The following is a 25,948-nucleotide window of genomic DNA, read 5'->3' as shown; positions in this document are numbered from 1 at the left end:
AGTTCGTGATGAGAGCGCGGCGCTGATAAGGCGATACCGCGGTGAGCGCCGCCCCTGTTAAGGGGGCCGGGGGCGGGTACCTCGGTGCCTTCGCCGTACCTCTCTGAAAGGAGCTACATGGAACTGGCGGGATGGGTGACCGTGGGTGCCGCTGCGGTCGTCGGGGGCTTCACTGTTGTGGGGCACCTCGTCGATCAGGTCTCTGCGCTCTCTCCAAAAGTGATCACTGCGATTCGGTCTGTTCGCGCAGTGCGCGACGAAGTGAAGGCCAGTCGGGAGTGATCGAGAGCCCCGCTGGGGGGAGCCCTGACCCCCCAGCGGGGCTCACTACCAGAGCCCGAGATCCTTCCTGTGGCCCGCGATGGCCAGAACCGAGGCCGACGTCGTTTCGAGCTCCGGTTCCTGAAGTTCGATGCGCACACGGCGGCTATCGCCTTCCGCGACGAGAAGCCGTTCGACGGCGGAATAGATCGTCTGGAGCGTCTGCCTCGACCGCTTGCCCGACTTCTTGCAGCGGGAGAGGTCTTCGCACAGCGAGTACGCGAACGCACAGTTGGAGTTCTGGAGAAGTCCGCCTGGCCGGAACTCTTGAGGGAGTCCCACAGCCGGCGCGCGATCGGGTGCCAGTCGCGATCCGCGCTCGGGATCTTGACCGGCCTCATCTCGCCCTTGGTCACCGACTGCTGGTCGCTGCCCTTGCGTGACCTGGGACGCGCGAAGTCGTCCTCACGGTTGGGTACAGGTCCACGTGCTCCCGCGATCACCTCCGTGGCGCGTCACGACTGCCGGATAATCACGCCTCATGATGGAACTGGTGGTAGCGGTCGTGGCGGGAGCCGTTGGGTACCTCGGGCATGTCGGGCAGGAGAGGTTCACACACAAGCAGCAACAGAAGACCGACGACGTTGCACAGATAAAGGCGCTCCACGCAGAACTGCTCAGCCTGCGGGACTGGGAGGGAACCTGGCACGAGGCCGGAGAGCAGGCCAGCAAGCTGGAAGGCCAGGCCGTCCTCCTGCGCGACGCCAAACTCCGCAAGCGCGTGGTCGACGACCTGGGCTATGTGCAAGACGCGCCGCTGATGGTGGGCAGGACCAAACCGCGGCACAACCAGAAGGTGTGGACGCAGGATGCCCTCGACTGTCTTGCGGCCGCCGCACGTGGAGACCGCCTGCCTGAGCCGAGCCACGAGTACAACACCCAGCTCTTCTATCTGGAGAAGACGGCCAAGAACATCGCCGCAGGGCTGGAGCCCTTCGCGAAGGCCATGAGCACGGACCCGGAGATCGCCGCCATCGCCCAGGAGCGGCGGGTCTGGGAAGAGCAGCGCCGTGAACGGAAAGGCTGGCGACGCATCCTGATCCGGCGACGCTGAGCCCGTGAACGCCACCGCCGAAGTCGAGCCCCTCGGGTAGCGGGCCGAGGGGCGAGGCGCCACACCAGGAGAGAGGAGCCTGGGTAGATTCTTCCTGCCTGACGGTCCGCGGGCTGCGTAGCTGGCCCTCTGTACGTTGTCGGCCAAGCGACTTGGCGCCGCACAGGACTGTCAGTGCCTCTCCATACGATGTCGTCCGACTGTGCGACAAAGGGGTGGATGTGGCAGTAGCCGAGCAGGAAGCGCTGAGTAGGGACCGGGGAAGCCAGCCGCTGTGGGTGTGGCTCATGGTCCTAACCGCCCATGCCGGTCGCTGCGTGTACTGCGACGAGAAGCCGTCGGAGACCTTGGAGCACGAGGCGCCGTTGGCGAGCGAAGCAGGACGGGATATCTGGTGGAACCTCGTGCCTGCCTGCGACCGGTGCAACGGCTGGAAGAGCAAGAAGAGTGCGACAAGGTGGGCGGCCGACATGAAGCTGCATCACGACCATCCGAAGGTCGGCTTCGTACGCAACGCCCTTCCGCTTCACGCCGTCGAAGGGATCAAGAACCGCATAGCCCAGGTCCAGCGCGAGATACAGGACGCTGCCCGGCGTACATGGTTCGAACGTCACTACGGACACATGAGCACACCGCGACTTCGGCGCGAGAAGCACGAGGAGGTCGCACGGTGCACGAGGGCGTTGACGCGCTTTCCCTACCCGCCGTGGGAGTCGCCGGAGGCCAGGCACTCGGAGAAGCACTGTATGCGCATCCTGTGTTGCGGGTACCACCAAAAGGGCTCCAGGGTGGAGTTCTTTACGCTGCCCCAGGCTGATCACGAAGACCTGGAGCGGATGGCGTATGCGAAGGGGCTGTGGATCGGGGACCTGCTCGGCGCTCTGCTGAAGCCGGCGATCGAAGAGTGGCGCCAGTCTCAAGCCGCCGGCGATGACGAAGACTCTCTACGCTCCGCATAGCCGTCACTCTCGCCTGGGGGTCTGGGGTCTGGATTTCGTTCACGAGAACGGGTTCTGGCTCAGGTTGTGGAGCCAGGCCCGCTCTCGTGGACAAAGCCATTCTTCGTACGAGCTGGAGGATCTGAGTCGGTGAGGGCGAGGATGGCCCGACCGTAGACGTACGGCCATCCGGTTCGGCTGCGGTGCTGTCGGCGAGGGAAGCCGGCTTCGTTCCGTGGGTGATCGGAACTTCTCGGGACTCGTGAGTGCGGGTGTTGCTCGGACGGTTCTCAGTGCATGCGGGCGTCGGTGTCGAACAGGGCCCGTTCATGGGGGTGCAGGAGGTGCTGGACGATGAAGCTCCTGCCGGCGACCTTCCACAGGCCGCGCCCGCGAATGAGGTGCGCGATGGCTTCGGTCTCGACGCTGGTCAGGCCCAGCAGGGAAGCAGCGGCACGGAGTTGGTCGGATTCCTGCCGGTAGATGATGCGGGTGGAGCAGTCGGCCAGCAGGCCCTCCGCGAGGGCGCGGCCCTGGGATCCGGCGTCGCCGGCGGCCAACAGGTCGGAAAGCCGGTGGATCACCATCAAGTTGGCGATGCCGAGGCCGCGGCTCAGTTTCCACTGGGACTGCATGCGCTGGAGAAGCCCGGGGTGACGCATGAGACGCCACGCCTCGTCGTAGACGATCCACCGCCTGCCGCCGTGTGGGTCGGTGAGGGCGGATTCCATCCAGGCGGAGGCGCAGGTCATGGCGAGGACGAGGGCGGTGTCGTCGCCGGATCCGCCGAGCCGGGACAGGTCGATGGTGAGCATCGGACTGTTCGGGTCGAAGACGACGGTGGAAGGGGCGTCGAACATGCCGGCCAGATCGCCGTGGACGAGGCGGCGCATGGCGTGGGCGAGGTCGCGGGCTGCTTCCCCGAGTCGCCCGGACATCACGCCCGCCACGTAGTCGAGCTGGTCGGGATTGTTGAGGGCGGCGGCGATGTCGCCTAGTAGCGGGGACCGTCCGATGGCAGAGGCTCGTGCCACGACGGCGTCGAGGGCGACGTCCAGCGCGGTGTGCTCCATCGGCAGCAGGTCCCGCCCGAGAACTGTGCGGGCCAGCGAACCGAGCAGCAGCAGGCGGCGCTTACGGATCTCGCCCGCCCAGTCTGCTTCCAGGACGGAGGCCGGTCTGGGGGCGGGATCGAGGGGGTTGAGCCTGCCGGGCAGGCCAGGACCGAGGGCGACAGACGTACCGCCGAGCGCGGAGGCGACAGCCGTCCATTCCCCCTTGGGATCACACGGGACGTAGACCCCGTAGCCGAAGGCGACCGACCGGAGCGCGAAGCTCTTCGCCAGGGCGCTCTTGCCCTGGCCGATCACGCCGGCGAGAAGGACATTCGGGTTGGTGAAGCCTTCGACGCGGCCGTAGAGGGCGAACGGGTCGAACACGAAGGAGGCTTCGGCGTGGACGTCCCGGCCGATGTAGATGCCCTCGGCGCCGAGACCGCCCTCGGCGAGAAACGGATATGCCCCGGAGGCGGTGGCGGTGGTCATGCGGTGCGCCGACAGCTTCAGCTTCCCGCCACGAGCGGAGGCGAGACCTGGACGCCCGCTCGGCGGATAGAGCGGAGACGGCATCGTCTGCTCGGCGGGCTCGGTACCGGCAGGGTGGGAGCTCGCTTCGGCGCGGGCCTTGGCGGCAGCCTCGGCGAGCTGCCGACGTGCCGTCCTGCGGCTGGCCCGGTCAGCGGCGTGGGGCGTGAACAGTGGGGAAGCGGAGGCGCGGCGGGCTCGGCGTGCGGGCCGGTGGTTCATCGGGGGCCTCTTTCCGGCGTGCTCCGCTCACCGAGCGCACGCAGTGGTGTGAGCGGGGAGCGGGTTGCTGAGGTCGGTGGGGGTGGTCTTGCGGCGCACGCTGTGCCCGGCGGCGAGGTGACGCTGGCAGATGGTCAGCACCGGCGGGCCTTCCGGCAGACGGTCGGGGTGGCACTCCGACGCGTCGGTGCGGTCGCGGGAGACGGTGGGCAGGAGGTGGAAGGCGGAGTGGACTTCGGCGACGGCCTGCCACAGCCGGGTACGTGCGGAGGCGAGGTGACGGCCGGCTGCCGGGTGCGGGGGACGGACAGCATCGGACAGCTGGTCGAGCAGCTGGTGCACCTGGGCGAGGTGGGCGTGCAGCACGTCGAGGTGCGCGCGGTCCACCGCCGTCCTGGGTTCGGCCGTCTGCACGGTCCGAGCGAGAGCGCGGGTGTGATGGCGGACGCCCGCGCTGGCGGCCCGGAGGTAGGGGTGCGCGTCGTCGGGACGCGAGCTTGTGCGCAAAGAGGGATTCCTTCCTGTCGGGCGGGGGACAGGGCGAGGGAACGGCGACGGTTCGAGGCCGTCGCTGTCAGAGGGCGGTGCGTGCGAGGGGCAGGGCACCGAGGGCGAAGGCGTCGGACTGCTGGTAGAGGAGTCGGCGCAGGTCTACTCCGGCGGTGACGGCGGCGGTTTCGACCTGGGCGCAGGCCGCATCGAGGAGGGCGTCAGTCTCGGCGGTGACGGTGAGCAGTCCGGTCAGAGCGACATCGGCGTGTCCGGCGATCAGTTGCCGCTCGCGCTGCTTGACGTCGGCGTACTCGACGGAGTCGGCCTCGGAGTCGACCTGCCCGCGCCGTGAACGCTCGCTGGCGTCAGCGATGATCGCGGCCTTCTTCCGCTGGACGTCGCGCAGTGCGGACTCGAGCCCCTGCGGCACGTAGATAAGGGACAGGGTCCGCCGCACTCCGGCCGTGAACATGAGCCCGTGCAGGAACCCGGCGCCGGTTTCGGTCCTCGGCCAGTCCTCGACCCAATAGGTGGCGTGACGGGCGGAGTCGGTGGCGATCCGGTCGTACTCCTCGACCTGAACGACAGGGCCGGAGGCCGCGGCGTCCGCCTCGGCGCGACCTGTCTCGGACCACTGCTGGAGGGCGCCGAGGGCCTTGGGGTCGTAGGCGGTACGGATGACAGCGGCGATCTCCCGGGCGCTGAGCCAGCCGGTAACCGTCAGGCCCGCGCTGCGGGCGGCCTGGGCGATCGAGGAGGTGGTCTGCTCCATGACGGTGAAAGCGCCGTTCAGACCGCCACCGGCCTGAGAGACGAGGCGCTTGGCGGCCTTGAGGTCCAGGGAGATGGCGAGGTACGCCTCGTGCGGGGCGGCGGCCGGGCCAGCGGAAGCGACGAGCTCGGCGTACACCTGCCCGGCGACCGGGGTGTCGGCCTGCCCGTACTGCGCCCAGTGACGGGCGAGGGTGTCGCCCGAGTCCGGCACGGTGCGCTCCAGGATCTGCACGGTGGCGACATGACCGGTTCGGGCGATACCGGCGAGCGCGCGGCCCCATGCGGAGACGTTGTGGTTCTGCGTGGCGGGGTCGAGCAGGGCGAAGGCGCGGCTGGAGACCCGCGCGATGGCTGTCAGGGTCTGGCCGTGGGGGTCGTGGACGGCGGCGGCGCCGTTGGCGGAGTCACCAGGGGTCACGACCTTAAGGGAAGCGTCTGTGCCCGGCAGGTGCAGGACGCCGTCCGGCCGGGGGCGGGAGACGGGCCGGGCGAGCCAGAGCGTCTGTCCCGCACGACGTCGGTGAGCGTAGCGGGCGACGACCGGGGCCCAGTCGATGAGCGACCGGCCGTCGCGGCGGACCGCGACCAAGGCAGCGACTGCGGCCCACAGCGGAGCCAGGGCGATGGCGCCGACCAGCCCGGTGGAGAGCACGGTCACCAGCAGGAGCGCTAGCGCTCCCGAGACGAGGACGAGCTGGGGAAGGGACAGGCCGAGCAGAATGCCTCGGCGGGACCGGTGGGGGAATTTGACCGTGACCGGGGCGACGGAGAGATCAGACAAGTGGGCGGTCCAGACGTGCGCGGGGTGGTCGCCCCGGGGCGGGAGGCGTGGGATGCCTCCCGCCCCGAGGCAAGCGGATCAGAGGCTCAGAGGCCGGCCGGAGGGGGTGGGGAAGCCGACCATCCGGCCCCGGCCGCCGAGCCGGACGTGGACGGGGCGCCCTGTGGCGGCGGGCTGGTCGACGGCGGTGTGGACTGCCACCCGCCGCCCTGGCCGGTTGCGGCGCCGGCCGCGGAGCCATGCGGTCCCGTGCTGCCGCCGAACTGGCCGCCGGTGTCGTCGGAGACGCTGGTCGGCGGGGGCTGTACTGCCTTCTCCAGGCTGGACAGCGCGGCATCCCCACCGAGCGAGACGCCCGATCCGCTGCTCTGCGAGCCTTCCTGACCGCCGGTTGGGTCGGAGGCGATGTCGCCGGGGAATCCGCCCCCACCAGGGACTGAATCAGGCCCCTGAGGAGCAGCGCCTGCCCCGGCCGCGGCACCACCGGTTCCGGCGGTGGCCGCCACCTGGGCGGCCTTGCGCGTGGCCTTCTCCGCGTGCTGCTTGGCGAGTTGGGCGCCAGCTCCGCCGGCGCGATGGAGCGATTCTCCGTCCGATCCCTCTGCGGCCCAGTGGACGAACTTGAAGGTCGCGTAGGGGCACAACAGGATCAACACCATGATGACGATGCCGGCCATGACGTCGGCGAGCGCGGCCAGGCCGTCGTCCGCTTCGGTCTTGCCCATCGCTGCGATGCCGAGGACGAACACGATCGTCATCAAGAGCTTGGAGACGACGAGGGTGGCGGTGGCTTCGATCCACCCGCGCCGCCAGCGGCGGGCCACCTCCCAACCGCCTCCGGCACCCGCGAACACCGCCAGCGTGACCATCAGCAGAATGCCCACCTTGCGGGTCATCATCACGCACCAGTAGAGGAGCGCACCCATAGCGGCGCCGAGGCTGACGAGAGCGGTGACGAGCCAGCCGAGCCCGGAAAGGGCAGCGATCTGACCCACCTTGACGATCCGCCGAACCGCGGACTCGATGTCCAGATGGGCTGCCTTGAACAAGCCGTCGGAGAGGGCGTCGACAACCTCGATGGCCACGCTGGTGAACGCGATGGCGCAGAACGAGAACAGCACGCCGCTCGCGGTTCCGGTGAACGCTTGGGTGAGGGCCTGGCCGTCGCGGCGGATCGCGGCCCGGATGAGCTGGGCGCAGAACGTGGCGACCAACAGGACGAGGCCGATGGGGAGCAGCAGCTCGTAGTTGTCGACGAACCACCCGGCACGAATGTCCACGTTGGTCGTGGCATTGACGGCCTTGGCGGCCAGGTCGGCTGCGGTGGCGGCGAGTTCGCCGGCGGACTTCGCCATCCAGTCGCCGATCGCCTTGCCTGGGTCGGAAGCGAAGTCGACCGCATCGCCGACCGCGCAGACGGTGCCTGCGAGGGGAAGATCGCAAAAGCCCATGGAAGTGGTCCCTCCTTTCTGTCAGGGCTGGTCAGGGCGCGACGCGCGGGGCGATGGCGACCAAGGAGCAGTCGTGGGACGGCCGACACTGCACGGCGAGGGTTACGGAGCGGTCCTCGGCCCCACCGCCGCCCTTGGCCCATGTGATCCGCTGCTTGCCGGTGACGGTCACGGCGTAGATGTAAGCCTTGGTGATCGCGGCCGGATCCTCCGCGAGGGCCTGCTTGAACGCCGCCGGATAGTGGCCCTCGGCCAGGGCCGCGCTGGCGCGCTGCTGCTGGTCGGCCATACGCGACCAAAGGGTCGGGTCCGGCACCTGCGCGGAGACCGAGAACCAGTCGCTGTACTGCGACTCCTTTGTCATCCAGCGCTCCATGCCGGCGATCTGCTCATCGCGGCTGGTGTCGCGGGTGTCGTAGGACCAGAGCATGGCTGCGGCGCGCTTGGCGAAGGCGACGGGATCGGCGATCCGTGGCGGTGCAGGGACCGAACCCGTACCGGCCTGCGGATTCGCGCTGCTGGCCGGGGCCGTCGGGCTGCTCGGTGATGCCGGGGCGGGGCTGTCGGCGGAATCGGAGTGACGGTCGCCTTGACCGGTCAGCGTGGCGGCCAGGCCGGAGACGGCGATCAAGGTGAGGAGTATGGCGGCGATCAGCAGGGCCCTGCGGGTGGACGACCAGCCCGTGCCGTAGGCCGACCGGGAGAGGGATCGTTTCAGCATCAGTGGACCTGCGACCCCAGGGCGCTGAAGAAGGTGACGATGCCGTTGGCAGCACCCAGGCCGAGGGCGGCGCCCGCCGCGACGAGCGCGCCCTTCTTGCCGTTGGCCTCGGCCTGGTGGCCGCCGGTGTGGTGGCCCCAGGCCCACACGCCGAGCGAGACGGCGAGCGCACCGACCACGGCGATGAGGCCGAACATGTTGATGCTGGAGACGACGTTCTTCAGGACGGACAGGCCGGGCAGTCCGCCGCCCTTGGGGGTGATGCCGGGGTCGTAAGCGAGGTGGAGGAAGCGGTCAGCGAACGGCATGGGTATGGGGAAGCTCCTTGAGGGCGCAGGCCGAGGGCCCGGAAGGGGGCGGAAGGAGAAGGGGAGAGGCGCGACGCACGCGGAGGCCGGGCCGCCCGTGGAGCGGAAGGGCGGCCGCGTGTAGGTTCCGATTTCAGCTGTCGGCCGGTGGCAACGTGACCTGGTGTTTCGGGGTGCTGTCCAGGCTTCTTGTCGGGGCTTTGTCCGGCCGATCTGTCGGATTCTTCAGGCTGCGGTGCGGTGTTGGGTTTCGTGTCGGGCGGCGCGGTGGCCCTCGGCTGTGAGGGTGTAGAAGGTGCGGCGTTTGCCGGGTCCGCGGCCTGGGGTGGCTCTGTTCATCCAGGTGATGTCGTCTTCGAGTCGGCTGGTGAGCCAGCCCGCTCGTTCGAGCCTCTTGAGCTGGGGATAAACGCTTCCTGGTTCGAGTCCGGTGCGTGCGATGACCTCGGCGCCGTAGAACTCCTGTTGCGGTCGGGCGAGCAGATCGTGCAGGAGGGCGAGCATTGGCCTTGTGATGCGGATGCGCTCGACAGCGATGTCGTCGAAGGGGGTGGGCGGGCCGGGGTTGCGGCGGGTCTGGAACTTGGCATGGGCGGCTTCCAGGACGTGGTCATCGGGCGGGGCAGGGGTGTGGTGGTGCGGGAGTGATGCGGTCATCAGGGCCTCGACGCGGTCGGCTTCGAGGTCTCGAAGTAGTCGTCGGCCCTGCCGGGTGGGCTGTTGAGGGCGGCCGAAGGCCGCCCTGGTGAAGAGGCTTTTACCGATGTCGCGTTCCAGTCGCCGGAACTGTGTGACCAGGGCGTTGGGTTCGGTCTTCAGGTGGCGGGCGGCGCTGTCGAGGGACGGGAAGCGCATGGCGATCTGGAAGCGGTGGAGGCGGAGCCAGCCGTGGAGGGTGCCTTCGACGGCGGATCGGACGTCGCGGGGGAGGCTGGTGTCGATCTTGGTCATGACGGTGCGGCTGTGCACTCCTGGGGGCCGCAGGGGAATCTTCAGGTGCTTGAGGCGTCGGCGGACCGTCTCGTCTTCGGTGCCGAGTTCTTCGGCGATGTCGTAGGTCGAGCGCTTGCGGGTGAGGTACTGCTCGCGCAGCCAGGGCTCGTCGATGGGGAAGGGCTTGCGGGTCCGGCGGATGCTGAAGCCGAGGGTGCGGGCGTGGGCGATGGCGATGTGGCGGGGGATGCCGGTTTCCTGGGCGATGTGAGCCAGGGTCTTGTCGCCGTCGATGTACTCGCGTTGCAGGAAGGTGGTGGTGAGGACCTCTTTGGCCTGCTGGTGGAGGCGCCAGGAGCCGAGGCTCGATGACCTGGCCCACTCGCGGGGCTCGCGGAGAACCTGTTCGAGTGTGAACCGGATGTGGGTCAGGGTGGTGTCCAGGTCCTTGGCCGCTTCTCGTGGTGCGCGTTGTTCGGTGATGACGATGCGGCGTACTTCTTCCAGGTCGATGTCGCCGAGGTGCCGGCCGGGGAGGTCGAGTCCGTCGGCGCATTCTTGCGGCGGTTCCCAGGTCAGGGGCTCGTTGATGTTCAGGTCGTGCAGGATGCCGATCGCGTGCTGGTGGAGGGCATCTCGCTGGTCGAGGGTCAGGGAGGGTGGGAAGGCGAAGTACCGGGAGCGGTCGGGCGCCGATCGCAGGGCGAGGGGGTGGCGGGGGTCGGTGAGGTCGGCGCCGGTGAGGAGCTGGTGGAGGTAGCGCTGGGCGTTGAGGTAGCGGGGGGCCTGCGTGGTCTTGGTGCTGAGCTGTTCACCGGGCTGGGTGCCCGTGCGGAAACAGAGCTCGCGCCACTGGTCGGGGCTGATCGGGGCCGCGGGGATGAGGTGCCGTCGGCGCTCGTAGTCGATGGGGCTGCCGTGGTCGTCGAGATGGTGGGCGAGGTTGCAGAGTGCGGTGAGCACGTCCGGGTGCCCGGACTTGAGGGCTCGCTGCAAGGTGACGGTCATGGCGCTCGGCAGGTGCGGTCCCAGTCGATCGGTGATGCCGCGTGCCCGTAGTTCGGGCTCCCCGGGCAGGAGCAGTAGTGCGGCGGCGATGCCGCGGAAGAGGTTCTCCTGCATTCCCTCCCGGGGCATGAGTCGCACTGTCCAACCAGGCCAGAGGAGCTGCGGAAGATGCCGGATGCGTGCGCTCGCGCTGTGCTCCCCGGGTTCGGGAACGCGGGCGCGTGGGGTGGACGAGGAGAAGCGGACGCGGTCCAGGGCGCCCGTGATCCGATCGCCGGCTTGCAGGAACCGGCGCTGCGTGCCTGGTGAGAGCTGGGACCACTGCTCGGCGGTCATGCCCCGGGGGATCACCTTGTTCGGGGTGTCGCGCCGGGCCCGCAGGCCGTGGACAGCATGGGCGGCCAAAGCGTCGTCGGGTGTGACGAGGAAGGGCAGAGCCGCGTGGGCGACGACACCGCTCACGGCGGCGCCGAGCGGCTTGACCCGGTCGGCAGGAGTCCGCGTGGCCAGCGGCCTGCGGCGCCAGCATTCTCGGACCGCCCGGCCCATCGACTGGAGGTCGTCGTCGTCGATCGTGTGCATCAGCCATGACGTGCACTGGCTCAGGTCGGCCAGGACCGTGTAGGCGGTGGACGGGTCGGCGAGCAGGACGTCGACGTGGTGCTGGGCGGCGAGCAACGGGTGATCGGCGGCCAACGGCAGACGCTTGGCGTTGGTCAGGTCGGTGCCGCAGACGGACGCCAGCCGGGACGCGATGGTGCAGGTTCCCGCCGGGAACCGGAGAGTGTGTCCGGGGAGTCTGACGCGTACTCCTTCGCCGCAGCCGGGGCAGGTGTCGTGCAGCAGGGCTTCGTGGGTGGTGCAGGCGAATGTCCAGGGAAGCCACCACTTGAGCAGCCAGCGTCCCTCCTGCTCGGCCAGGCACTGGGGACAAAACCGGCATCGTCGCTGCCGCCTGGGGCCGAAGGGGAATCCGCTGCCGATCACCGCCTGATCGAGACGGCCGGCTGGAAGGCCGGTGCGGATCTCCAGCTCGCGCAGCACGGTGACGGGTAGGTCGCTGACCATCGAGCGGGTGAAGTAGTTCCCCGGCAGGCCCAGGATGCGCAGGAACGCGGAGAAGGTCAGGCCGTTGCGGCGGCCCAGCGTCTCCAGCCAGCTGTCCAGGCTCTCGCCGTCCAGGATCGGGATCCGCAGGGGCAGCACTCGTGTCTCGGTCACGAGGCATCGCCGAGCGCGGGGGTGTTCTTCGCGTGGGCCATGGTGGCGGCCAGCTGCTTGCGTGCCTGCTCGGATGCCTCATCGAGGCGGATGCCGTCGAGGACCTCGCGAGTGATGGATTCTGTGCCGGTGCGGATCGCGCGGTAGCAGCCGCGCATGAGCAGCGTGAAGTACGACCCGATGTGGCCGCTGGTGCGTTCGAAGAGGTAGTCGGCGTTGCGCAGCAGCATTCCGGGTCGGTGCTCGGCCAGGACGAGCTGGCGTTCGGTGGACTTGATCAGGCTCCGCCAGTGGCGTCGGCCCTGGTCGGTGTCGAGACGGAACGGATCGACACCCAGTCGGGTCCAGCGGCGGGCGGTCTGGGCCAGAGCCACGTTCTTGCCGGTCAGGCCGTCCGCGAAGAACCGACGCTCGGCCAGGCCGACACCGACATAGATGAAGGTGACCGGCAGTTCGTTGGCGAGCCACTTGAGGTGGTTGGACACCGCCAGGCCGTCGCGTCGATCCAGGTCGATGAAGTGGATGTCGTCGATGATGCCGAGCTGGGTCTCGCAGGACAGGACGCAGTCCAGGGCGTGACTGGCCAGGGCGGCGGCGTTCGCGCGGTCGGTGGCCGGGTGGCCGTAGTACTCGCAGATCATCCGGTTCAGGGTTCGCAGGGTGGTGTTGGAGGTCAGGCCGACACGGAAGACGGGGATGCGTTCGTGTCCGGCCTCGGTGACCGTGGACAGGCGGCGCATCTGCTGGCGGTCGAAGTCGCGGCCGAACAGGTTGGCGATCGTGGTCTTGCCCAGGCCCGGCAGCGCGTCGATGACGGCGGCGGAACGAATGCGGTCGCCGTCCTGTCGGTTGCTGGCCACGATCTGTTCGAGTTCGTCGTGGATGCCCGCGAGCTGCGGCGTCTGCACGATCCCGAAGTTCGCGTGCCAGTCGTGCCGGGAATCGTTGTAGTCCTCGGCTGCCGCCTCGCCCAGCGCGGCCAGTTGGGTCCGGGTCAGTGTCTCGGGCCGCAGTCGCGGTGCGGCGTCGGCGAAGCGGCGCCAGCCCTCCTTGCGGGAGAGGCTGAACAGGTTGGGCTGCCTCACTCGATCACCTCGAAGGCGTCGGCGTAGAAGTCGTCGCCCTCGGGGGCGTCGAACAGCTCGTCCTCCTCATCGCTGTCCCCGACCGGCAGCTCAGGCACCAGCCTCAGCTCCGGAGGCGTCAGGGGGCCGGACTGCTCGGGCAGCACCGGCAAGGACAGGGCGTCACGTTCTGCCGACAGCCGCACCGCGATGCGGCGTTCGCGCCGGTCGGTGACCATGCCCTGGTCCCAGCGGGCCAGAAGATCCGACAGGGCCTGCGAGGCGTCGATGTGCCGGCCTTCGCGTGCGGCCAGACGACGGGCATAGGCGGCGGCCTCCCCGCTGAAGGCCATCTGCAGGGCAGGAGCGTGCTCCCAGTGCAGCGGATGCCAGGAGTCGTCGGCCGGGTCCTGGAAGTAGACGAACCGCACGTCGTCAGGGTTGACGTGAATCGGCCACTGCCGTCCGAGGCCGGCGTAGGGGCTGGGCGCGTTGCGGTAGCCGTCCAGCGCGGGCCCGTTGTAACGCAGGCCATCGACCTCGACCCCGTAGTGCTGGATCGTGCGCGGCTTGACCGCGAGGAACTGGAAGGCCAGGTCCGCCGAGGCCGGCATGCGCAGTCGCCCGGCGCGGGCCAGGCCGATGCGCAGCATCTCCAACGGGGACACCGACAGCTTCGGCCACTGCGGGATGACCAGTCCGTCGTGCTCGCGACGGTGGTAGACCTCCGTGATCCACTCACGGATGACTTCCTCCACCTCGTGGATGAAGAAGAACGCGGTGTTCTCGACCGCCTGGCCGCGGCTGTGGACGTCGGGTCCCTTGTAGGCAGGAAGGTGCTGGATCAGCCCCTCCCGCAGGGTGCGGAAGAAGCGTTCGACGGTCGGCTTGTCCGTGGGCTTCTTCGGCTGGGCCGGCTGAATGGACATCCCCAGCCGGGTGCAGACCCCGATCACGTGCGCGGACATGAACGCCCGTCCATGGTCGATGACCAGCGTCTCCGGCGGACACAGCCCGGCGCCCGGCACGAGCTGGTCCTCGGTGAACACCACCTCGTCCCACAGCCCGTGGTAAGGAGCGAGCGCGGGCCGGACCGTGTCCTCCAGCGGAGGGCAGACCGCCTCGAACAACACGCCAGCGACGTCCACCGCCTTCGTGGAGCAGGCCGTCACCCGCAGGCCGACGACGCAGCGCGAGAACAAGTCCTGGGCGATGGTGAGCTGGAGCGGAACCCAGCGGCAGGTCACCGGCTCCATGGCGTAGATGTCCAGGTCCTGGGTGTCGAGCACGACGTACTCACCGGGCCGGGTGGCCCGCAGCCGCCCGTAGGTGCCCTGCGGCCTCTCCGCGATCGAGCGGCGTGCCTTGGCGCTGCCGGAGACCGCGTTCGTGCCCTTGGCCAGCCAGGCGAGCCGGGCGTAGGCCGTGCTCCGGGACGGAATCGGAACAGTCCCCTTGCCGTACTCGCTGGTCAGCCGTTCCTCGGCCCGCAGTAGCAGAGCCGACCGCGTGGGGGTCGAGCCGGTCACCGAGTCCGCCATCACCCGGCGCACCGCCTCCTCCCACCGGGGATCGACGCTGGAGACCCTCCCTGCGCGGGCATCGACGAGACCGGCCTCGCCACTTTCCCGGTAGGCGGTCAGCCACCGCTCAATCGTGCGAGCCGAAACACCTAGGTCAGCGGCCTTGGCCGCAGTCCGGTCCTTCAGCGGAAGATCGGGGTCGTAAGCGGGCCTGGGTTCGCTCGGCAGAACACAGCCGGGGTGCCCGGACCGGTAGCCGCTGAGCACCTCCCGGACGTGCCCCGCCCGTTCCTCCAGCCGCTGACGCTGGTCTGCCGACAAGCTCGCCAGCAGCAGGCCAACCCCGTTTGAGGAGGTCGGCGCGGGAGCACCGATCGATCGGGCTCCGGCTGCCAGCCGGCCGAGCGGAACGGAGCTGTACTCGCCCGTCCGCTCGTTGCGGACCGTCGTGTGCAGACCCTCGACGTCCACGACCTCAACGACGTCACCGCCGAAGAAGAGCCGGGCCCCCGGAAACAGGGTCATCGCGTACGCACTCATGCCGCCACCCGGATGCGGCTCGCACGGGTCAGCGGAGAACGCAGGTCGGTGACGAGCTGGCCGGACCAGACCAGGTGCAGGACGACCGGACGGACGATCTCATGCGGGTGTCCGGCCAGCGCGGCCTCGACACCGCCGATCGTCGGCTGGTCCGCGGCGGCCTCCATCACACGCGCGATGAGAGAGGTCTCCACCAGGTCGCGGCGCCGGTAGCCCGCTAGGAAGCGCACGTTCTCCACGACGGCAGGCTCGGCCCCCGACCAGGTCTCATAGACCCAGCCGCGACGCGAACACACCTGGCGTGTCCAGTCGAACTGTGCGATCACCTTGGGATCCTTCATGCGAGAGGGGGCTTTGACGTCCACGACGGTCACCAGACCGTCGACGTGGACGAGGAACAGATCGGGAACATGGCGGCGGATGCGCGTACCGTCCGAGCCGACCAGTTGGAAGGGCTGGGCCGCGATCTCCGCGATGTCACCAGCGAAGTCGGCGATCAGAATGCGGGCGAGCTCCAACCGGCTCTCGTAGGCCACCATTCGGCCCGTTGTCGAGGCGTGGTACCAGCCCGAATAGTGCTTCCGGCCCCGGTACCAACGGAACTCGCGTACCGGAAGTCCGCCAGCGACTTCGTCCACCGGAATCCGGTCGAGCTCAGCCTCGGCTAGTCGTCCGTTGGCCCGCCGATACGTGACCCGGACTGTCCGGCAATCTGTCGCGTCCGCGTCGCCTGCACCAGTCCCCATGGTCGCCCCTTTGTGCCCCGATGTTGCCGACACCAGGACACTGGCCACCACCAGCGCTAACGTGCGGGAAGGCGGACAAACCAAACGAAAGGCTGGACCGCGGACTGCCAGCGTGACGCTGGCGCCGTGCCTAGGGCCTGACTTGTGATCGTGTGCCGGGCAGTCAGTGGGTCGGGGGCACGGGGCCGGAGAAGCTATGAAGGTGCGCGGATGTTAGCTTCCTTCCCATGGTGGAGCACCAGGAACAAACCAGGGCGGCCTACGACGGAGTCGTCGAGCTGTATGCGTCGATGTTTGCTAATCGGCTGGAGACGCAGCCGTTCGCGCGGAACATGATCGGCACCTTCGCCGAGCTGGTGCGCGGGACGGGGACCCTGCGTGTGGCCGACGTCGGGTGCGGACCTGGACATCTGACGGGCATGCTGCATGACTTGGGGCTGGACGCCTTCGGACTCGACCTTTCCCCGGCCATGGTCGACCACGCCCGGCGGGCCCTTCCGGCGCTGCGGTTCGACGAGGCGCGGATGGAGGCTCTGCCGGTCGAGGACGGCGTGCTCGGCGGCGTCCTTGCCCACTACTCAATGATCCATACCCCGCCTGGGGAACTGCCCGCGCTGCTTGCCGAGCAGGCGCGTGTCCTGGCGCCTGGGGGCCTGCTCCTGGTCTCATTCTTCGCGACCGACGGACCGGAGCCGGTCCGCTTCGACCACAAGGTGGCGCCTGCCTATAGCTGGCCGGTGGACCGGTTCGCCGAATTGCTGGCCGGGGCTGGGCTCGCCACGTTCGCCCGGCTGATCCACGACCCGGCCTCCGAGCGGGGATTCCTCGACGCCCACTTGCTGGCCCGCCTCCCCTAGAGCGGGGTGACAAACACCAGCTCATCTGCCAGGGCACCGTTCGCGTCGCCTCGATCCGCATCTGGCTCCAAGACCCGGTCACCGGATCACGGGCCAGGCCGTAGTAGAGACTCAGCGGGACGAGTCGGGACGACAAGTTGATGACAAATCACTTGGACAACGACATCTCTATTCGGAACCTACACCGCGGGCGCGACGTCAGAGGACGCGACGCACGGCGAGGACGTCCCAGTCGGCGAGGGGTGTGATCCGTACCGGCTTGCCGGTCTTCGGCGCTTCGATCACGAGGCCCTGGCCGATCGCCATGCCGACGTGCTCGGGCCGGGCGGCGGGGCCCCGGGAGAAGATCAGGTCACCGGGCTTCAGGCTCTTCGCCGAGACAGGCTTGCCCTCGTTGACCTGTGTGTACGTGGTGCGGGTCAGCTTGAGGCCAGCCTTGGCGTACGCCTGCTGCATCAGTGAGCTGCAGTCGCATCGGCCCATCGGGTCGGGGCCGTGCGGGGCCGTGCACGAGCCGCCCCACTGGTACATCGTGCCGAGCTGGTGCATCGCCCAGACGATTGCCGTGCGGGCCCGCGGGGCGGTGCCTTTCGGGATCGTGTAGCCCTTCGGGACGGAACCCTCGGGGATCGGCCCGAACGACGAGCCGTCCGCCGTAGCGCAGCCCGGGAGGATGCCCTTGTCGTCGGTGCCCTTGCCGGGGCGGTCGCGGTCGGCGCCGGGGAATGTGGCGGCGACGGCCTTCTGCAGCGCGGTGGCGAGCGGCTCCCACTGGGCGTACGCGTCCGGATAGCCAGAGCGCTGTACGGCCTGTGCGGCCTGCGTCACCGTCATCTGCTGCCAGCCGTTCACCTTCAGCAGTGCCTTGTAGAACTGCTCCGAGGCGTAGACGGGGTCGCGGATCTGCTCGGCGGTGCCCCAGCCCTGGCTGGGCCGCTGCTGGAATAGCCCCAGCGAGTCCCGGTCGCCGTAGGCGAGGTTCCGCAGCCGGGACTCCTGCATGGCGGTGGCGAGGGCGATGATCTGCCCGCGTTTGGGCACGTCGAGGCTGATGCCGGTGGCGACGATGGTCTGTGCGTGGGGGATCTGTTCGCCAGGCAGGTCGAGGCCCTTGATGCGGACGTGGGAGGCGTCCGCGCCGTCGAGGACGCGAGTCACCTGATCGGCGATCTTGTCCGTATCGAGGTCAGGAAGGCACTGGCCGATCGAGCCGGTGCTCTGGACGGCATCGCTGGAGGCGGCCATCGCCATGGCCGTGCCACCGAGGAGGAGAGGGGAGAGGAAGACGACGCCGATGCCGGCGGCGACGACCTTCACCCGGAGCGGTTCTCTCGTCCGAGTCGGGTTGGGGGCGTGGGCGGGTAACGAGGCGTCACAGAGCGGTCCTTGAGGGTGCAGGGTCCGGCCTGCTGCGCACGCCTGATGACGGTCGGAAGGGGCGCGGCGGCCGGAGGCGGATGATCAGGAGAGACCGGGCGTGCGGGCGAGTTGCCGCTCGCACGCGCCGGAATCGGTTCAGGCACGCCGGAGCAGGGAGAGCCCAGGAGGCATGAGGGAGGGGCGGCCATCGGCGGTGTGCGCCGGGCGGTTCCAAAACAGTAGGGCCGAAACACCGGTCGGCCAAAAAGTCGGCAACAAGGGGTCGGAACGCGACCCCTCGTCCATCCTCTTCTTGGTCGACCGGCGTTCTGCACCTACAGTTTTGGAACTCTCCTCGCTCCTCCTGCTTCCGTGGCCCTGGGCTTCTGCATGCCCAACTCCGGCCCCGCGGGACCTTCTCTGAGCGAGTGATCTCGCCATTCACCGCACTCGAATCGGGGTACCCCTTTGTCCTTTTCCTTCCATCAGGGCGACGCTCTCAGCGTCCTCGCCGGTCTGCCGGATGGCTGCGTCGACTCCGTCATCACCGACCCGCCGTACAACAGCGGAGGCCGGACCGCGAAGGAACGCACCAGCCGCAGTGCGAAGCAGAAGTACACCTCCGCCGACGCCACGCACGCCCTCGCCGACTTCACCGGCGAGAACATGGACCAGCGCAGCTACGGCTTCTGGCTCACGCAGATCATGACCGAGTCCCACCGGCTGACGAAGGACGGCGGGACCGCGCTGCTGTTCACCGACTGGCGTCAGCTCCCTGTCACAACGGATGCGATCCAGGCGGCCGGCTGGCTGTGGCGCGGAGTGCTGGCCTGGCACAAGCCGCAGGCCAGGCCGCAGAAGGGTCGGTTCACGCAGAACTGCGAGTTCATCGTGTGGGCATCGAAGGGAGCGATCGACGGCTCTCGCAACCCGGTCTACCTGCCGGGCCTGTACAGCGCGTCGCAGCCGTCGGGAAAGGCCCGGCAGCACATCACGCAGAAGCCCGTCGAGGTCATGCGGGAGCTGGTCAAGATTGCCCCGCCGGGTGGCACGGTCCTCGACTTCTGCGCCGGATCCGGTTCCACGGGCGTGGCCGCTGTGCTGGAAGACCGCGCATTCATCGGCGTCGAGAAGACCCCGCACTACGCGGGGATCGCCGCTGACCGTCTGGCCGAGACCGTCCGCCAGACCCTCACCAAGGACGACGTCGGCCTGACCGCCTGACGCCTTCAACTCCAGCTATTCGTCGAGGCCTTCAAGGAGCCGCCCTTCCATGCCCGAACTTGCGTACCCCGAAGAGGCCGGAGAAAGGGAACCGATACGCGTTCCGGATTCCCATCTCGAAGGAATCGAGGCCAGCGTCCGGAAGCTGATGGAGCAGTCGGCGCAGCAGGCCCGGCAACTCGACGACCTCGCCTCCGAGCCCACGCCGTCGCCGTTCGCTGCCTTCGGGATGCCCGGACCAAGCGGGTCGGCACCGGCTCTCCTGCCGCAGCCACGGCCGATCCTGGAGCTGGAGGGCGAGTCGTACGAGGATGAGCTCGACGCGCTGTCGGACTGGGTGGACGACTTCTTCCTTCCTGTCTACGGCGCCGAGGTCACCACGGCGGCGCCGTGGTGCCTCCAGTGGCAGGAGCACCACGACGTCGTCGCCTGGCTCCATGCGCTCTGGCTCGCCTACCAGCAGCACAAGGACCCGGAGACCGGGCTGTCCGGCATGCTCGTGTGGCACCGGGACTGCCTGACTCACGCCATCGCCGCGATCCGAGGCCCTGGCGGTCCGCTGTCGGCCTGCATGACCTCCCCGGACCGACCCTCGCACCGTCTCCTGCCCGGCCCGAAGCCCTCGGCCCGTACCGCGGACAAGTCGGACGAGCCCGGCGGTGACCTGGACCTGGCGGCGTGATGGCCGGGCCCGAGCACCATCCAGCCTTCGGCCTGTCCTTCGACCCGCGCGCCCTTACCGACCTTCTCCAGGCCCCCGGAGACATCCGCGACCTCGCCCTGGCGCAGCTGCAAGACGTGGTTAACGCCCAGCTGTTCGGTACGAAGCTGACCGGCGACCTGTCGGGCTACCGGAAGCTCCTCGTCGACTCCCGCAAGGAGTGGAGGGTTGTCTACGCCGTGCGGCCGGCCCCATCGACTGCCCAGCACCCCAGCGAGGTCCATGTCGTCGCCGTACGGCCACGAGTCCGCAACGACATCTACGACACCGTCGGGCACCGCCTTGGGATGGTTCGCCGGCCGCTGAGTGCCCGGACCCACGCCTCCCGCTCGCGTTCGCCCCAGCTCGCGACCCGCGGTCCCGTACGTGTGCCGGCGCCGCTGCCCTCCGCGATGCCGGGCCTGCCCCGCCCCGCCCTCGGTGTCACGCAGCACTACGTCCGATGACGACAGGAACCTCATGTCCCCTGACCTTCCACCGGGAGCGACACGACGTGCGGTCTCGTCGCTCGACTTGCGCATCGAAGCAGCCACCGGCCACGGCGTCGCCACGCTCTGGGCCCACCGCGACCGAGGCATCCTCGACGAGCGGCACACCGCTCTCGTCGACCGGCATCGCACGCTGGTCAAGGCCGAGACCGCGGTAAGTTTCCACCGCACGCTGTTGCATCGGCTCTCCAGCGGCGAATTCCCCGTCGATGCCGCTCTGCTGCAGCGCATCGACCGTACGGTCGACCAGCTGGAAGAGGCGGCCGACGAGCACGCGGCCGCCGCGCGGCTCGTACTCGCCGACCTGGAGCCCATCGAGAGCTCCGCTCGCACTGCACAGCCGGCCGCCGGTGAACCGATGCCGGCCGCCGACTACGCCGCGCTGCTGGCCATCGCCGGCGGCGCCAAGTTGCACGAGCACCTCCTGACGGGCCGGATGTCGGTGGCCACAGCCTCAGGTACCCGGATCCCGTACACGCAGCTCCAGCAGCTCGAATCCCTGGGCCTTGTCTCCCGAGACACGAGCCACCCGGTGCACACCGGACAACCGGTCGCGCTCACCGCGCCGGGCCGCGCGGCTCTGGCGAGCAGCCACCGCAGCAGCGCGGCGGCAGTGTCGCCCGCACCCCGGCCCGGGACGTGGCCGAGCGCGGCGCGCAGCCGTCGATGACCCTCACCCGATTCACCGAGAGGCCCGATGCCCCCACTCGAACTGGATCTCCGCCTCGACGGTTTCGAGGCCGCTGACGAACAGACCGACGAGGCGTTCTGGCACGCGATCGAGATCGAGCAGGACATGCTCACCGTGCTCGCCGAGCACCACACGGACGAGGACTCAGCCAGCTACTACGTCCTGCACAACGGAGCCGTCACCTACGGAATCCCCGGCGAGCCGCAGGTAGTCGCCCTCCACCTCCAGCGCGATCTCGCGGCGAGGACGTTCCGCTTCGAGCACACCCATGTTCCTCTGCCGGTCATGGCCCAGTCCTGGCTGATCTCCCGCGGCTGCCCGCCGGACGTCATCCGCCTGCCACCCGGCACAGGCACGGCACCGGCCGACGAGACGACCCGCGTGCTGGAAGAGCGGGTCATGGGCGACGGCGACCGCTTTGCCCTCCTGGCCAGCTACACGAACGACGACCCCGACTCCATGCTCACCCTCGTCGTCCTGCGTGCGCTCGACGAACGAGTCCCGTCCCCCTTCCGCCTGCTGCACGAGGACGTGGACACCGACGCCTGGACACACACCCTGCGCGAAGGAGGCTTCGCCACCGCCGAGAGCGCGCTGCAGTGGTACGAGGACCGCCTCGCCGGCAACGCCGGCCCACTGCCGTCAGTGACACCAACGGCCCGCACCCTCCAGACGCGGGGAGCCGTACCGCCGGCCCCAGCCGGCCGCCCGTCGAGCCGCCGCCGTTGACGTCGCACGGGCCGGGGCGGGCGAAAGATAGCCGACGATCGCCGGTTAGCCAAACCGGCGATTCTGCGGACTCTTGTACCGGCGCTGAGGGAGGAACTCCCGCGCTGCCCCTCTCTTTTCCCATTCCTCCATGGAGGTTCATTCCGCATGCGCTCCACCCGAATTGCGATCACCACCGCGATGCTCGGAGCAGTCGCTCTGCCACTCGTAGCCGCGGCCTCGGTCACCGCCGCACCGGCGGCACTCGGCAGCCACGCGCACGCCGCTCTGCCGTCGATCCGTGACTGCGACCGGCCCGGACCATGGGTCATCGGCGCTCGCGCCGTCACCATCCGCTCCAAGGCCACCACCAAGTCCACCGCCGTCGGAATCCTCTACCGGGGCCAATCCTTCACCGTCCACAAGAGCAGCGGCGGCTGGCACTACATCACCGACCGGACCACCGGCGTGAAGGGATGGGTGTCGGGCACCTACGTCTACCGCGACGTCTACATGTGCCTCGACTGACCTTCTCTGTCGAATTCCGCTCTCTTCAGAAGGGATTGCCCGTGTCCGACGACATAGGGGATGTCGTGGGCTCGATCACCGAGCAGATAGAGCAGCGCTTCGGCCTGAGTATCGACGCGCTCACGGCCGCAGTCGGAGCAGCTCCGAATGCCCGTCGGGAGGCCACCGTTGTCGTGCGCTGGCATGGGCTGCTCACCGAGTCGCAGGCCGCCTTGGAGCGGGCGGAGGACGACCTCCTTGCCGCCCTGGGTACCCAGCCCAGCGAGGTCGACGACCCGACGCTGAATCTCGCTCACCGCGTCGACGCCGCCGTCACGATCCGCGACGGACGGGCCGTGGCCCTCCGACTCCTGCTGGAGCCGAACACTGACGGCAAGCAGGATGTGGAGGCGGTACGCCCGACGCGGCGTGGACCGGCCGTACCGACCAACCCGCCGACGCGTTCCGCACGTGCGTCTCTGCCGTCCCGGATGGCGGTCCGCTGAGCGTGCGGACCAAGCTCACGTCCGCCGAGCTTGCCGTACGGATCGAGGACTTGTACGGCGCCCCGCTCACCACACTCGAAGCCCACGCTCAGACCCAGCTCCCGGGCATGCTCGCCGCCCTCCTCGGTAGCCGCCACGACCTGGCCTTCGCCGAGCGGACCATCACCTTTCACCGTGACCGGCTCCTGCAGCTGGTCCAACCCGAGCGTGGCATCGGCGCCCATGAGGCGTCCCACCTTCTCGACTGCGCTCGCCGCATCACTGAAGCCGTTGCCGCCCGGGACGCCCAGGCCAAGACCGCCGCAGCGGTCCTGAACAGCCTGGGACGAGTCCGCGCCTGCGAGCCCCCGGCCGTCTCAGTGGCTCCCGCGCCGCCGACGGCGACCGCGACCACAGCCCCGAGCCGCTGAGCCGAACGGGCACGGCCCCTTCACCCCTGGAGTACTCCCTTGGCCACCACCGGTCTGCCCGCGGGTAGCGACGCTGACATCGCCCGCGTCACCGAAACCCTCGGCATGATCACCCCGCGATGGAACGTCCGGATCCTGCTGACGCTGGGCTCCGGTCCCCTCCGCTACACCGAGATCTCGGACAAGATGCCCTGGCTCCTGAGCGGCCAGCTCCACCCCAAGCTCCGGGCGCTCAGCGATGCAGGGCTCGCCGAGCGCACGGAGCACACGTCGCGGCACGTCACGTACGGTCTCACCGATCGGGGCGCAGCGCTGCTGCCGGTGCTGCCCGTAATCGCCGCCTGGGCCGAGGAGTTCCTGGAGAAGCCGGACGAGCCCCTGTCCGCGATCGAGCACGTCGAGGACAGCCTCACTTTGTTCACCCGTCGGCATGCCGCCGCGATCCTGTGGGTTTTGAAGTCCCGCGGGGAGAGCAGTGCGCGGACCGTCGCCAGGATCGTGATGCCCGACGGGTATTGGACGAACATCTACCCGCCCCTGCGGCAGCTCGCTGACGACGGGCTCGTGGTGAGCGCCGGTCCCGGTCAGCCCTATCGGCTGTCGACCTCCGGCGAGGGCCTGGGGCGCGTCTTCGGGGCGCTGTCGGCCTGGTCCGCCGGTCGAACCCTCGACTCCGGCGCTCAGCACCCGGTCTGGGGGAACGCGGAGCGTGCTTCGCGTACGGCCCCGAAGCACTGGACCAGCCATCGGCCCCGCATTCCCCAGCCGGCCGTGCCGACCCGACCGGCACGCCCTGCCTATGGCGACCTGTTCTCCCACGCCAACCCGGCTCGCATGCAGACGGCACTCAGGGCGGGAGGTGCGCGCCGATGACTTCCACACCGCGCCGGGACGAGTTCGAGCGTTCCTGCTCGGCCCTGTCCTCACCCGAACTGATCCGACTGATCACCGAGATGGACGACAACGGCTCCATCCCGCCCCGCGGCCTGGCACGTACCCTCCCGGATCTCTCGCCGCATCAGCTCCGGCACGCCACCGAACAGGCGCACACTCTCGGCCTCGTCCGTGCACGACAGGGCCTCAGTCTCACCGAGTCCGGTACGCAGCTGGCCGAGGTCTACGACGAAGCCGCCAGCTGGGCCCGTGCCCACAACTACCCGGGCGTCACCAGCACCTTCGTGACACGGGTACGGGCCACCCTCCAGCTCCTGGTCATCGGCGACGTATCCGGGCGGTGCCAGGAACGGAACGGAGAGGTCGGTTTCGGGGTCTCGCCGGCGGCCGTCGAAAGCCTTACCGGTCCGAAGACCGCCGTGGAGTCATGGATCGCCGGACATGGCGGAGCCGACCTCTCGGCCAGGGGGGGGCGTTCGACGGCGCACGGCAGGCCGCGTAGCCCGGCCAGCGACACGGGCTCCGACCTCGGATTCAAGACGGCCTCCGCAGCTGCGTGGCATACGCCCAGGGCATGCGTCAGTCCCTCGCCTGACCGGCTGGCTCTTCTCTTCCTCCATCCCGCTGAGGCGGGCTGCGCTCCTTGACGAAAGCGACGATGACCGACCTGATCGCCGGACCCCGGCACGCCCTCCACACGGCAGGACTGCTACGCGGTATCTACCTGCCGCGCACGGTGGACGCTCTTGCCTTCGCCATGTCCACGTATGGCATCCCGCTCCTGGTTCTCGCTACCACCCGCTCGGCCGCGCTGACCGGTATCGCGTTCGCCCTGGAGTGGGTGCCCCGCCTGGCCGCGTTCGGATGGGCGGGCGCGGTCGTGGACCGCCGTGGCGCCTCGGTCGTCTTCTTCCTCGCCTCCCTCGGCCGCGCCCTGGTCATCGCCGCCGGCGCGATCATCCTCGTCCTCCACCCCGTCGGCATCGTGGCGACTGTGACGGTGATGGCCCTGGCCGCCTCGACCGGAGTGCTCACCGAGTTCAGCTACATCGCCGCCGAGACCGCGGGTGCCGCCGCCGGCCGAGTGGCTGGGGAGCGTGCACACCGTGTCCAGGCCGTCCTGCTGGGCATCGACCAGACCGCGACGCTGGCCGGACCGGCGCTCGGCGCGCTGCTGCTGCTTGCCGGACCACCCCGGATGCTGGCCGTCATCGCAGCCCTTTCGCTGCTCGCCGCCCTGCTCGCCCTGAGTACTCCACCGTCGGTGGTCGCTCCCGCCCGTGCGCCGAAGCAGCGCGCAAGCGCCGGGCTGATCACCGGCTTGCGGACCATCCGGTCGTTGCCCGCCCTCGGTTGGCTCGTGACCGGCCTGACGATCTCCAACTTGGCGACCGGCTTCCTCCAAGCCGCCGGTCCCGTGATCGTCGTCGACCAATACGGCCAGTCCACCACGGCCGTCGGCATCGTCTGGTCGGCCGCCGCCGGGGCCACCCTGCTGGCCGTCACCGTCTGCCGGTTCGCCATTGACCGCCTCGGCTTGTGGCCGGTGGGAGCGACCTGCGCCGCCATCGCTTCGCTCGCCTGCCTCGCCGTCTCCCAGGCTCCCGACTACCTCTCCTACCTGGTCCTCGTCGCCGTCCTGATGGCCGGTGAAGGCGGCATGACCGTCGTCCTGCGCACCCTGCGCTCCCGCCTCATCCCCCCGGTGGTGTTCGGCAGCACCCTGTCGGCCACCATCCTCGTCCTCCTGGTGCCCTTCCCTCTGGCCGGCGTCCTGACCGCCCTGACCCCGTCCTGGGCGCTCGGCCACGTCATCACCGCCTGCGCCGCCCTGCAGGCCCTCGGCCTGGCCATCGCCTTCGCTCGCCTGCGCACCGACCCGGCCCTGGCTGCCTGACCCACC

The 25,948-nt window shown here is 69.3% G+C and carries 27 protein-coding genes and 1 pseudogene; 15 read left to right on the top strand and 13 right to left on the bottom strand.

Annotation, left to right across the window (positions count from 1 at the left end; translation table 11 throughout):
- Positions 1–117: 117 nt before the first annotated feature.
- Entirely contained in the window at positions 118–282 is a 165-nt protein-coding gene (locus OG357_RS05925) for a hypothetical protein (RefSeq protein ID WP_190104730.1), read from the top strand.
- Positions 283–327: 45 nt separating this feature from the next.
- On the opposite strand, the gene OG357_RS38810 is transcribed toward OG357_RS05925, so the two are convergent.
- Positions 328–603 carry a phage terminase small subunit gene (locus tag OG357_RS38810; RefSeq protein ID WP_443066634.1) on the bottom strand — a complete coding sequence of 92 codons (276 nt, stop codon included), beginning with the start codon at positions 601–603 and terminating at the stop codon, positions 328–330.
- Positions 604–626: 23 nt separating this feature from the next.
- Positions 627–764: pseudogene (locus OG357_RS38805) on the bottom strand (hypothetical protein); the annotation flags it as partial.
- A gap of 38 nt (positions 765–802) precedes the next feature.
- Here OG357_RS38805 and OG357_RS05920 point away from each other — a divergent pair.
- Together OG357_RS05920 and OG357_RS05915 are read left to right on the top strand one after the other, a co-directional pair.
- Positions 803–1,375 carry a hypothetical protein gene (locus OG357_RS05920; protein WP_329620124.1) on the top strand — a complete coding sequence of 191 codons (573 nt, stop codon included), beginning with the start codon at positions 803–805 and terminating at the stop codon, positions 1,373–1,375.
- A gap of 221 nt (positions 1,376–1,596) precedes the next feature.
- Complete coding sequence (locus OG357_RS05915) at positions 1,597–2,334, top strand: HNH endonuclease (protein WP_329620123.1); 738 nt, start codon at positions 1,597–1,599, stop codon at positions 2,332–2,334.
- 269 nt (positions 2,335–2,603) lie between these two features.
- Here the strand turns inward: OG357_RS05915 and OG357_RS05910 are convergent, their stop codons facing one another.
- From OG357_RS05910 to OG357_RS05865, 10 genes are all read right to left on the bottom strand, one after another.
- Positions 2,604–4,118: an ATP-binding protein gene (locus OG357_RS05910; protein ID WP_329620122.1), complete on the bottom strand. Its 1,515-nt coding sequence runs from the start codon at positions 4,116–4,118 to the stop codon at positions 2,604–2,606.
- Positions 4,119–4,145: 27 nt separating this feature from the next.
- The gene (locus OG357_RS05905; protein WP_329620121.1) at positions 4,146–4,625 is read right to left on the bottom strand and encodes a DUF6238 family protein; all 480 of its coding nucleotides are present in this window, start codon (positions 4,623–4,625) and stop codon (positions 4,146–4,148) included.
- A 67-nt stretch (positions 4,626–4,692) separates the two neighbouring features.
- Positions 4,693–6,165 (bottom strand): SCO6880 family protein, encoded by a 1,473-nt coding sequence (locus tag OG357_RS05900; RefSeq protein WP_329620120.1) that lies wholly within the window; start codon positions 6,163–6,165, stop codon positions 4,693–4,695.
- An 86-nt stretch (positions 6,166–6,251) separates the two neighbouring features.
- Entirely contained in the window at positions 6,252–7,616 is a 1,365-nt protein-coding gene (locus OG357_RS05895; protein ID WP_329620119.1) for an SCO6881 family protein, read from the bottom strand.
- A 31-nt stretch (positions 7,617–7,647) separates the two neighbouring features.
- Entirely contained in the window at positions 7,648–8,337 is a 690-nt protein-coding gene (locus tag OG357_RS05890; RefSeq protein ID WP_329620118.1) for a hypothetical protein, read from the bottom strand.
- Positions 8,337–8,651 carry a DUF6112 family protein gene (locus tag OG357_RS05885; RefSeq protein WP_329625496.1) on the bottom strand — a complete coding sequence of 105 codons (315 nt, stop codon included), beginning with the start codon at positions 8,649–8,651 and terminating at the stop codon, positions 8,337–8,339. Before OG357_RS05885 ends, OG357_RS05890 begins: the two co-directional genes overlap by 1 nt.
- A gap of 219 nt (positions 8,652–8,870) precedes the next feature.
- Positions 8,871–11,807, bottom strand: a complete 2,937-nt coding sequence (locus OG357_RS05880) for a TniQ family protein (RefSeq protein WP_329620117.1) — start codon at positions 11,805–11,807, stop codon at positions 8,871–8,873.
- Positions 11,804–12,892 (bottom strand): TniB family NTP-binding protein, encoded by a 1,089-nt coding sequence (locus OG357_RS05875; RefSeq protein ID WP_329620116.1) that lies wholly within the window; start codon positions 12,890–12,892, stop codon positions 11,804–11,806. The genes OG357_RS05880 and OG357_RS05875 overlap by 4 nt, the downstream gene beginning before the upstream one ends.
- A complete protein-coding gene (locus tag OG357_RS05870) occupies positions 12,889–14,934 on the bottom strand; it encodes a Mu transposase C-terminal domain-containing protein (RefSeq protein ID WP_329620115.1) in 2,046 nt (681 codons plus the stop codon). The genes OG357_RS05875 and OG357_RS05870 overlap by 4 nt, the downstream gene beginning before the upstream one ends.
- The gene (locus tag OG357_RS05865) at positions 14,931–15,680 is read right to left on the bottom strand and encodes a TnsA-like heteromeric transposase endonuclease subunit (RefSeq protein WP_329620114.1); all 750 of its coding nucleotides are present in this window, start codon (positions 15,678–15,680) and stop codon (positions 14,931–14,933) included. The genes OG357_RS05870 and OG357_RS05865 overlap by 4 nt, the downstream gene beginning before the upstream one ends.
- A 227-nt stretch (positions 15,681–15,907) precedes the next feature.
- Here OG357_RS05865 and OG357_RS05860 point away from each other — a divergent pair, with 227 nt between their 5' ends.
- Positions 15,908–16,537 (top strand): class I SAM-dependent methyltransferase, encoded by a 630-nt coding sequence (locus OG357_RS05860; RefSeq protein WP_266976483.1) that lies wholly within the window; start codon positions 15,908–15,910, stop codon positions 16,535–16,537.
- Positions 16,538–16,735: 198 nt separating this feature from the next.
- On the opposite strand, the gene OG357_RS05855 is transcribed toward OG357_RS05860, so the two are convergent.
- Complete coding sequence (locus tag OG357_RS05855; RefSeq protein ID WP_329620113.1) at positions 16,736–17,854, bottom strand: C40 family peptidase; 1,119 nt, start codon at positions 17,852–17,854, stop codon at positions 16,736–16,738.
- A gap of 510 nt (positions 17,855–18,364) precedes the next feature.
- Between OG357_RS05855 and OG357_RS05850 the strand changes: the two genes are divergently transcribed.
- The 11 genes from OG357_RS05850 (at position 18,365) to OG357_RS05800 (ending at position 25,942) form a co-directional block, all read left to right on the top strand.
- Positions 18,365–19,120 (top strand): DNA-methyltransferase, encoded by a 756-nt coding sequence (locus OG357_RS05850; RefSeq protein WP_329620112.1) that lies wholly within the window; start codon positions 18,365–18,367, stop codon positions 19,118–19,120.
- Positions 19,121–19,268: 148 nt separating this feature from the next.
- Positions 19,269–19,802 carry a DUF4913 domain-containing protein gene (locus tag OG357_RS05845; protein ID WP_329625495.1) on the top strand — a complete coding sequence of 178 codons (534 nt, stop codon included), beginning with the start codon at positions 19,269–19,271 and terminating at the stop codon, positions 19,800–19,802.
- Positions 19,802–20,287, top strand: a complete 486-nt coding sequence (locus OG357_RS05840; RefSeq protein WP_329620111.1) for a hypothetical protein — start codon at positions 19,802–19,804, stop codon at positions 20,285–20,287. Before OG357_RS05845 ends, OG357_RS05840 begins: the two co-directional genes overlap by 1 nt.
- A gap of 67 nt (positions 20,288–20,354) precedes the next feature.
- Positions 20,355–20,999 carry a hypothetical protein gene (locus tag OG357_RS05835; protein WP_329620110.1) on the top strand — a complete coding sequence of 215 codons (645 nt, stop codon included), beginning with the start codon at positions 20,355–20,357 and terminating at the stop codon, positions 20,997–20,999.
- A gap of 27 nt (positions 21,000–21,026) precedes the next feature.
- Entirely contained in the window at positions 21,027–21,749 is a 723-nt protein-coding gene (locus OG357_RS05830; protein WP_329620109.1) for a hypothetical protein, read from the top strand.
- A 147-nt stretch (positions 21,750–21,896) separates the two neighbouring features.
- Complete coding sequence (locus OG357_RS05825; RefSeq protein ID WP_329620108.1) at positions 21,897–22,256, top strand: SH3 domain-containing protein; 360 nt, start codon at positions 21,897–21,899, stop codon at positions 22,254–22,256.
- Between the two features lie 41 nt (positions 22,257–22,297).
- Positions 22,298–22,741: a hypothetical protein gene (locus OG357_RS05820; protein WP_329620107.1), complete on the top strand. Its 444-nt coding sequence runs from the start codon at positions 22,298–22,300 to the stop codon at positions 22,739–22,741.
- Between the two features lie 2 nt (positions 22,742–22,743).
- Positions 22,744–23,151 carry a hypothetical protein gene (locus tag OG357_RS05815; RefSeq protein ID WP_329620106.1) on the top strand — a complete coding sequence of 136 codons (408 nt, stop codon included), beginning with the start codon at positions 22,744–22,746 and terminating at the stop codon, positions 23,149–23,151.
- 39 nt (positions 23,152–23,190) lie between these two features.
- Entirely contained in the window at positions 23,191–24,024 is an 834-nt protein-coding gene (locus OG357_RS05810; RefSeq protein ID WP_329620105.1) for a winged helix-turn-helix transcriptional regulator, read from the top strand.
- Complete coding sequence (locus tag OG357_RS05805) at positions 24,021–24,692, top strand: hypothetical protein (RefSeq protein ID WP_329620104.1); 672 nt, start codon at positions 24,021–24,023, stop codon at positions 24,690–24,692. The genes OG357_RS05810 and OG357_RS05805 overlap by 4 nt, the downstream gene beginning before the upstream one ends.
- An 11-nt stretch (positions 24,693–24,703) precedes the next feature.
- Positions 24,704–25,942 carry an MFS transporter gene (locus OG357_RS05800; protein ID WP_329620103.1) on the top strand — a complete coding sequence of 413 codons (1,239 nt, stop codon included), beginning with the start codon at positions 24,704–24,706 and terminating at the stop codon, positions 25,940–25,942.
- Positions 25,943–25,948 lie beyond the last annotated feature (6 nt).

The sequence above is a fragment of the Streptomyces sp. NBC_01255 genome (genome assembly GCF_036226445.1).
Taxonomy (GTDB): domain Bacteria; phylum Actinomycetota; class Actinomycetes; order Streptomycetales; family Streptomycetaceae; genus Streptomyces.
Note: the sequence above shows the minus strand (reverse complement) of the source record. Positions and strands in the feature narration are given on the sequence as shown.